This is a genomic window from Arthrobacter sp. 10T419 (assembly GCF_056394105.1).
Map to the genome: position 1 here is coordinate 220633 of NZ_JBFTHF010000006.1, position 7868 is coordinate 228500.

At 68.1% G+C, this 7868-nt stretch carries 5 protein-coding genes and 1 rRNA gene; 3 read left to right on the forward strand and 3 right to left on the reverse strand.

Annotation, left to right across the window (positions count from 1 at the left end):
* Positions 1-116 precede the first annotated feature (116 nt).
* From AC1DBD_RS12270 to AC1DBD_RS12280, 3 genes are all read left to right on the forward strand, one after another.
* Positions 117-1904, forward strand: a complete 1788-nt coding sequence (locus AC1DBD_RS12270; RefSeq protein WP_441418555.1) for a putative bifunctional diguanylate cyclase/phosphodiesterase — start codon at positions 117-119, stop codon at positions 1902-1904.
* Positions 1905-1939: 35 nt separating this feature from the next.
* Positions 1940-4099 (forward strand): putative bifunctional diguanylate cyclase/phosphodiesterase, encoded by a 2160-nt coding sequence (locus AC1DBD_RS12275; RefSeq protein WP_441418556.1) that lies wholly within the window; start codon positions 1940-1942, stop codon positions 4097-4099.
* Between the two features lie 187 nt (positions 4100-4286).
* On the forward strand, positions 4287-6110 hold the full coding sequence (locus tag AC1DBD_RS12280) for a putative bifunctional diguanylate cyclase/phosphodiesterase (protein WP_476893285.1): 1824 nt from the start codon (positions 4287-4289) through the stop codon (positions 6108-6110).
* 210 nt (positions 6111-6320) lie between these two features.
* On the opposite strand, the gene AC1DBD_RS12285 is transcribed toward AC1DBD_RS12280, so the two are convergent.
* The 3 genes from AC1DBD_RS12285 to rrf form a co-directional block, all read right to left on the reverse strand.
* Positions 6321-6623 (reverse strand): excalibur calcium-binding domain-containing protein, encoded by a 303-nt coding sequence (locus AC1DBD_RS12285; RefSeq protein WP_441418558.1) that lies wholly within the window; start codon positions 6621-6623, stop codon positions 6321-6323.
* A 92-nt stretch (positions 6624-6715) separates the two neighbouring features.
* Entirely contained in the window at positions 6716-7564 is an 849-nt protein-coding gene (locus AC1DBD_RS12290) for an SDR family NAD(P)-dependent oxidoreductase (protein WP_476982200.1), read from the reverse strand.
* A 220-nt stretch (positions 7565-7784) separates the two neighbouring features.
* Positions 7785-7868, reverse strand: a 5S ribosomal RNA gene (gene rrf / locus AC1DBD_RS12295); the annotation flags it as partial.

Consider the following 7868-nt stretch of genomic DNA (forward strand, 5'->3'; position numbering starts at 1 on the left):
CAACCCGCCGGACGCCCGCGCCGTGGCGCTGGGCCCGCGCTTCGCCCCCTATGATTTCTGAGGGGAGGATTCAGAATGCAGCATCGTTGGTCTCAGATTTGTCCGGTTACGGCCGCGTGAGCACTTCAGCGCGCCCCGAGGAGGACGCCCGGCTCCGCGAAGCCATGTCCCTGCTCTCAGCCACACTGGAATCCACCGCGGACGGCATCCTTGTGGTCAGTGCCGAGGGCCGGATCTCCTCCGTCAACAACCAGTTCCTCTCGATGTGGGGCATCCCCCGCGAACTCGTGGACACCGGCGACGACGAGTCCGTGATGGGCTTCGTCCTGGGCCAGCTCACGGACCCCGAGCAGTTCCTCGCAAAGGTCACGGCCCTCTACGCCGATCCGGAAGCCGAGAGCCACGACGTGCTGCGCTTCCGCGACGGGCGGACCTTTGAACGGTATTCCCGCCCGCAGAAGGTCGAGGACCGCGTGGTGGGCCGCGTCTGGAGCTTCCGGGACGTCACCGCGGCCCGGCGAGCCCAGGACCAGATCAACCAGGCCATGGCGGACCTCGCGCAGCAGGCCAGCCAGCTGAAGACCCTCGCGTTCCAGGATCCGCTGACCGGGCTCTCCAACCGCCAGCTCTTCAACGACCGTCTGGCGCACGCCTTGGCCGGACCCTACGGGACCGCCGTCGACGTCCTGCTGCTGGACCTGGACGACTTCAAGGAAGTCAACGACATCCACGGCCACCATGCCGGGGACCAGATGCTGATCGAGGTCGGCCGCCGGCTGCGCGCCTGCGTCCGGCCCAACGACGTTGTAGCACGGCTGGGCGGCGACGAATTCGTGGTCCTGCTGGTCGGGTCGCTCGACGCCGACGCGGCCGCCGCGCGGGTCGTCGAATCCCTCAAGCTGCCGGTCTGGATTGATGGCACCATGCTGCGGCCCAGCCTGAGCCTGGGGCTGGCGTCCATCAGCGAAGACGCCGTCGATGCCTCCGAGCTGCTCCGCCGCGCCGACATCGCCATGTACGCTGCCAAGTCCGCCGGCAAGAACCGCTACCTGCGCTTCCGCCCGGAAATGATGACCGCACTGCTGGAGCGCACCGACCTGGAGGCCGGGCTGCGCACCGCGGTCGACAGCGGGGAGATCGCGGTGCATTACCAGCCAATCGTCTCCGCCCGGCTGGGCACCGTTGTCAAGGTCGAGGCGCTGGCCCGCTGGGAACGCGACGGTGCCCTCGTCCCGCCGCATCAGTTCATTCCCGCCGCGGAGCGCAGCGGCCTGATCGTCGAAATCGGCACCGAGGTCCTGCTGCGCGGCTGCACGGAGCTGGAGCCCTGGCTTTCCGCGGACCCCACCCGGTCCCTCGCCGTCAACGTCTCCGGTGTGCAGCTCCAGCACGGCAACTTCCCGGAGCTGCTGTTCGCGACCGCGGGCTCCTGCGGGGTGGATCCGCACCAGCTGGTCGTGGAGGTCACCGAGAGTGTCTTCTTCGACGACGACTGCCAGGTCCAGCGCCAGCTGGTGCAGCTCCGTGGCGCCGGGGTGCGGGTGGCGCTGGACGACTTCGGCACCGGCTACTCCTCGCTGGGCCGCCTGCAGGACCTCCCGGTGGACACGCTCAAGATCGATCAGTCCTTCGTCGCCTTGATCCACGCCGGTACCGAGGAGCTCCCCATCCTGAACTGCATGATCGACATGGCCCACGGCCTGGGCCTGACCGTCACCGCTGAAGGCGTCGAGACCCGGGAACAGGCCGAGTACCTGATGCGACGCGGATGCGATTCCCTCCAGGGCTTCCTGTTTTCCCGGCCCCAACCGGCGACCGGTCTGCCCGCTGCGCTCTCGGCGTCGGCCCGGACCATCACCGCATTGCGCCACGACACTGCCGCCCAAACGCAGTCGGTGCTGTGATTTGGGTCTCATGGCCCTATGATGCTTGAAGTTTAATGACCACCGCCCTGCCGGTGGATTCGAGTGACGAACGCCCGGGGGCTGGCATCGACGTGGAACAAGGATTGGCGGAAACCCTGCTGACGCAGGGCCCTGACGCGTTGCTGCAACTCACCACGGAGGGGGTCATCTCCTATCTGAATCCCGCGGCGGAGCGCCTGTTCGGCTACTCCGGCGAGGAGCTGATCGGCGTCGCGCACAACCGGCTGCTGGTGGAGGACGACCGCGGCGGCTTCCTGCGGGTTCTGAGCCGGCTCGGCCGCGCAGGGACGTCGGGGACGAGGCCTTTCCCCGGCCTCGGGCTGCACCGCGACGGCCGCGAACTGCCGTTGGAAATCACCTGCTCGCTCGTGACCACGCCGGCCGGAACGTCGGTGGCGGTCGCAGTCCGCGACACCACGCACCGCCAGGACCACGACGCCGGCCGGCGCAGCGCCGTCTCGCTCCTGGACGCGACGCTGGAGACGACGGCGGACGCCATCGTGGTGGTGTCCAACACCGGCCAGATCACCGGCGTCAACGAACAGTACCTGCGGCTGTGGGACATGCCGCGGGAGATCCTCGCCGAGGAGGACGCCTACGCCCTGGTCAAATTCATCGCCCAGAAATTGGTTGCCCCGGACTGCTTCAAGGCCAAGGTCGCCGAGCTCTACGCCAACCACGAGCTGCACAGCCACGACGTCCTCGAGTTCCAGGACGGCCGCACCGTGGAGCTGTATTCCCGCCCGCAGAAGGTCGCCGATGAGGTGGTGGGCCGGATCTGGAACTTCCGCGACGTCACCTCCCGCACCGTGGCGCAGGACCAGGCCCGCCGCGCCCTCGACGAGCTGGCACAGCAGGCTGATCAGCTGAAGGCCCTCGCGTTCCAGGATCCGCTGACCGGGCTGGCGAACCGGATGCTGTTCAACGAACGCGCCACCGCCGCGTTGGAGTCCCCCGGACCGGTGGCGGTGCTGCTGCTGGACCTGGACGACTTCAAGGAAGTCAACGACATCCTGGGCCACCACGCCGGGGACCAGATGCTGGTGGAGATTTCCCGCCGGCTGCAAAACTGCGTGGGCCCGCACGGCACCGTGGCCCGCCTGGGCGGCGACGAATTCGTGGTGCTGCTGGTCGGCTGCGGCGATTCGGACGCGGTCGCGCAGCGGATCGTGGCCACGCTGAACGCCCCGGTCTCCATCGAGGGCACCCTGATGCGCCCGGGGCTGAGCCTGGGCGTGGCGACGCGCGGCACCGAGGACATGTCTTCCTCCGAGCTGTTGCGGCAGGCCGATGTGGCCATGTACGCCGCCAAGGAGGCAGGCAAGAACTGCTACGTGCACTTCCAGCCGGAGATGCTGGCCACCTTGCTGGAACGCACGCAGCTGACCGCGGGGCTGCGCCGCGCCGTCGAACTCGGCCAGATCACCGTCTTCTACCAGCCCGTAATCTCCACGAACCGCCGCGAGGTGATCCAGTTTGAGGCCCTGGCCCGCTGGGAACGCGACGGGGTGCTGATGGCGCCGGACGCCTTCATCCAGACCGCGGAGCGCAGCGGCCTGATCCGCGACATCGGGGCCGAGGTGCTCCGGCAAAGCTGCACCGAGCTGCAGTCCTGGCTGGCGGAGGACCCCGGGCGGACCCTGGCCGTCAACGTCTCCGGCGTGCAGCTGCAGCACAAGGACTTCGCCGAGCGGGTGCTGGACATCGCCGCATGGAGCCGGGTTGATCCGCACCAGCTGGTCCTGGAGGTCACCGAAAGCGTGTTCTTCGACGCCGACTCCCACGTCATCCAGCAGCTGATCACCCTGCGCGCCGCGGGCATCCGGGTGGCGCTGGACGACTTCGGCACCGGCTACTCCTCGCTGGGCCGCCTGCAGGAGCTTCCGGTGGACGCGGTCAAGATCGACAAGTCGTTCGTGTCCATGCTGCACACCGGCGAGGAGCGGCTTCCCATCCTGACGTCCATGATCCACATGGCCCACAGCCTGGGCCTGCGGGTGACGGCGGAGGGCATCGAGACGCCCACCCAGGCCCGGTACCTGATGGAACACGAGTGCGACGCCCTGCAGGGCTACCTCTTCTCCCGCCCCGTGCCCGGGGCACGCCGGGCGGCGGCCGTCGCACAGTCCGCGGAGGCCATCACGGCCCTGCAGGAGCCGGCAGTGGCGCTCTAGTTCGGCCCCTTGTCTGGGCGACCGGACGACATATTCGCACGCTTTCACGATTACTGTCGGGGCGGCATGAGACTGTGCTAGCGACCACATATGATTTCAGCAGGCGCGGCCGCGGCGAACCCAATCCGGTTCCCGGCGGTGCGCGGCACCATTCACAGATCCATCGCTTTTGGGGGCAGTACACATCATGGACGCAGCGTTTGCACAGACAGTGCTGGAGCACAGCCCCGACGCCCTCTTGCTGCTTGGCCCGGATGGATCCATCGCTTTCCTGAACACTGCCGCGGAGCAGCTCTTCGGCTATTCCCGGGCGCAACTGCTGGGCGCCGACTACAGCATGCTGCTTGCCGAGTCGGCACGGGAGGACTTCCACAAGGTCCTCGCCGGACTGGAAGGCGGCGCCGGGCGGACGCCCTTCACCGGCGCGGGCCGCCGCGGCGACGCCTCCGAGTTCCCGGTCCAAATCACCTGCGCCGCGCTTCCGGCAGCGCCCGGCACGGCCGGGACCGTCGCAGTCTCCGTGCGCCCGGGAGTCCCGGCCCGCCCCGGCGCCACACCACCCGCAACCCCGCACGACGGCGGAGCCACGGCGGGTGCCGCCGCGGCGGCAGCCGCTCCCCGCCGTCGGACATTCGGCTCGCTGGAGGCAGAACTGGTGCCCGGCACCACCGGCGTGCTTCCCCGTCTCACTCCCGCGGAGCACGACGACCAGCTCAAGGCGGCCGTGCTGCGGGACACGCTGACCGGGCTGCCGAACGGGACCCTGTTCAACGAGCGCCTCGCCGCGGCGCTGCGCCGGCCGGACCCGGTGGACGTGCTGCTGATCAACGTGGACGATTTCAAGAGCTACAACGACATGCTGGGCCGTTCCGCCGCGGACGAGCTGCTCGTGGAGGTGGCCAGCCGGCTGCGCAACTGCGTCCGGCCGCACGACACCGTGGCCAGGCTGGGCGGCGACGAATTCGTGGTGCTGCTGACCGAGTGCCTCAATGCCGGAGCCGTGGCGAAACGGATTTCCGAGTCCCTGTACGTCCCGGCACGGATCGGCGGATCGATGGTGCGGCCCGCGGTCAGCATGGGACTGGCGGCCAAGACGCCGGAGACCCACGACGGCGCTGAACTGCTGCGGCAGGCGGACTCGGCCATGACGGCGGCCAAGGCGGCGGGGAAGAACACCTGGCTGCAGTTCCGGCCGGAGATGCTGAACACGGCCGCCAACAAAGCCCAGGGCGAGACCGGCCTGCGGCAGGCGGTGGAACTGGGGCAGATCTCGGTCCACTACCAGCCGGTGGTGTCCCCCGGGCTCGGCGCCGTGGTGCAGTTCGAGGCCTTCGCGCGCTGGGAGCGGCACGGCAAGCTGGTGCCGCCCAACCAGTTCCTGCCGGTGGCCGAACAGAGCGGCCTGATCCGCGAGATCGGCGACGAGGTCATGCGCCGCGCCTGTGCCGAGATCCGGCCCTGGCTGGCCGGCGACGCCGCGTACAGCGTGGCCGTGAATGTCTCCGGCCTGCAGTTCCAGCACCGGGACTTCGCCACCGACGTGCTGGGCATTGTCGCCTCCACCGGGGTGGACCCGCGCCAGCTCATGCTCGAACTGACCGAGAGCGTGTTCTTCGACGCCGATTCGGACGTGCTCCGGCAGTTGGCGCAGCTGCGCGAGGCCGGCGTCCGGATCGCGATGGACGACTTCGGCACGGGTTACTCAACGCTGGGCCGGCTTAAGGAACTGCCGCTGGACAAGGTCAAGATCGACCGTTCCTTCGTGGCGATGATCAAGACGGGCAAGGAACACCTGCCGTTCTTCCGCACCATGATCAACGCCGCGCAAAACCTCGGGCTGAAGGTCACGGCCGAGGGCATCGAGACGCCGGCACAGGCCAAGTACCTGATGGATCTGGGCTGCGACTCGCTGCAGGGGTACCTGTTTGCTAAGCCCGCCCCGGCCAGCGACCTCGCCGGGACGATGGAAAGCGCCCTGACGGCGATCGACAAGGTCGAAGCCGCAGGCTAGCCTCCGGCTCCCGCAGCTCCGGCGGCGCACGTGACGCTCCCGCAGCACAGCGGCCGACGTTCCCGCCCAGTTCTAACCTGCGGCAGCACTCCGGCAGCCCGGTGTAGCCCGGGTTGGCGCGGAGTCATCCCGTGGCCGACCTAAGAACCGGGCAGGAACGTCAGCAGCGGGACCCCCACCGCCTGGCGGGGCCCCGGCGCAAAGGTCGGGTTAGCGCTTTTCGCAGGCGATGCCGTCGTTGTCACGGTCGAGGTCGTACTCGCCGCGGTGCCGGACGGCGCCGCCGTCGTTGTAGCCGTAGAGGGTGTTGTCCACGCGGAAGGTGGTGACCCGCTTGCCGGTAGTCTTGTCCTTGGCGCCCTTGCGGCCCACGCCGTGCGGGTAGACCTTGTTCAGCTCCGTGCAGTTCTTGTACGACTTCGGCGCCGGCGCGGCAGACGCCGGCACGGCGGTGCCGCTCAGCACGACGGCGCTGGCAGCCAGCGAGGCAATCATCAGTTTCTTCAGGCGCACCTTCGAGCACTCCCCCAATATGAAGCCCTCGGCCGCGTGTCGGCGAGGGGCAGGGAAAGACTATCCCACGATTTCCTTCATTGGGAGGAGGCTCAACCGCGGGGGTCGAGCCTGTCGGAGTCCTGGGCCACCATGGCGGTGCTGCGCTCCCACAGTTCCCTGGAGAGTTCCGCGTCGTAGGCCTGCTTGTTGGCCTTCGCCAGCGCCCGCTTGGCGTAGTAGGCGCCCGGGACCCACTCCTGCCCCGGGACGGCCGTGGCAAGCCACACGAGGGTGTCAGCGCCCTGCTCCGGGGACAGCATGAACCGGTTGAGGAAGCTTCGGTACATAAAGCGGAACGGGCTGGTGGTGTCCGCGGCAAAGTTGGTGGCCACTACGCCGGGATGGAACGCCGCCGTGGAGATGCCGGCTGCGTGGTAGCGGTTGTGCAGCTCGGCCGTGAAGAGGATGTTCTCCAGCTTCGCGTTACCGTAGGCCAGATTGGCGGAGTATTTGTTCGCGAGCTCCAGGTCGTCGATGTCCAGCCGGCCGTAGAGCGAATTGGCGGCGCTGGAAGTGTTGATGACGGTGGCCTTGCTGGAGGTCAGGGTGTCCAGCAGTTCGGTGGTGAGTAGGAACGGTGCCAAGTGGTTGATCTGGAAGGTCTTCTCGTGACCGTCGACGGTGAGCTCCCGGGCGCCCATGATGCCGCCAGCGTTGTTGGCCAGGACGTCGATCCGCGGGTACTTCTCCCGCAGCTGCGCGGCGAGCCGGCGCACCTGCGCCAGGTCGGCGAAGTCGCTGACGAAGTAGTCCGCGCCGATTTCGTTCGCGATCCGTTCGGTCTTCTCGGCCGAACGTCCGACGACGACGACGTTCTCGCCTCGTGCGGCGAGGGTCCGGGCGGCGGACGCGCCGATCCCGTCGCTGGCGCCGGTGATGACGATGGTCCGTGCAGTCATGGGATCTCCCGAGTTGGTTTTTAGTTGAAGCTACTCAAGAGTAATCAACGCTGAAGCGCCGGCAGGTGTTCCTCCCACCCAACACTCCCGCAGATGTGTCATGTTCCTCCCCCACGCTCCCTCACTTCCACAGGCTGCTATGGAGGCCTTCAGCTCTGTGTTTGGGGTGTTAAAAGGCTCAGGCCCCGACACTGTGTGTCGGGGCCTGGCTGTAATGGTTGTCCGGCGGTGACCTACTCTCCCACACCCTCCCGGGTGCAGTACCATCGGCGCTGTGGGTCTTAGCTTCCGGGTTCGGGATGGG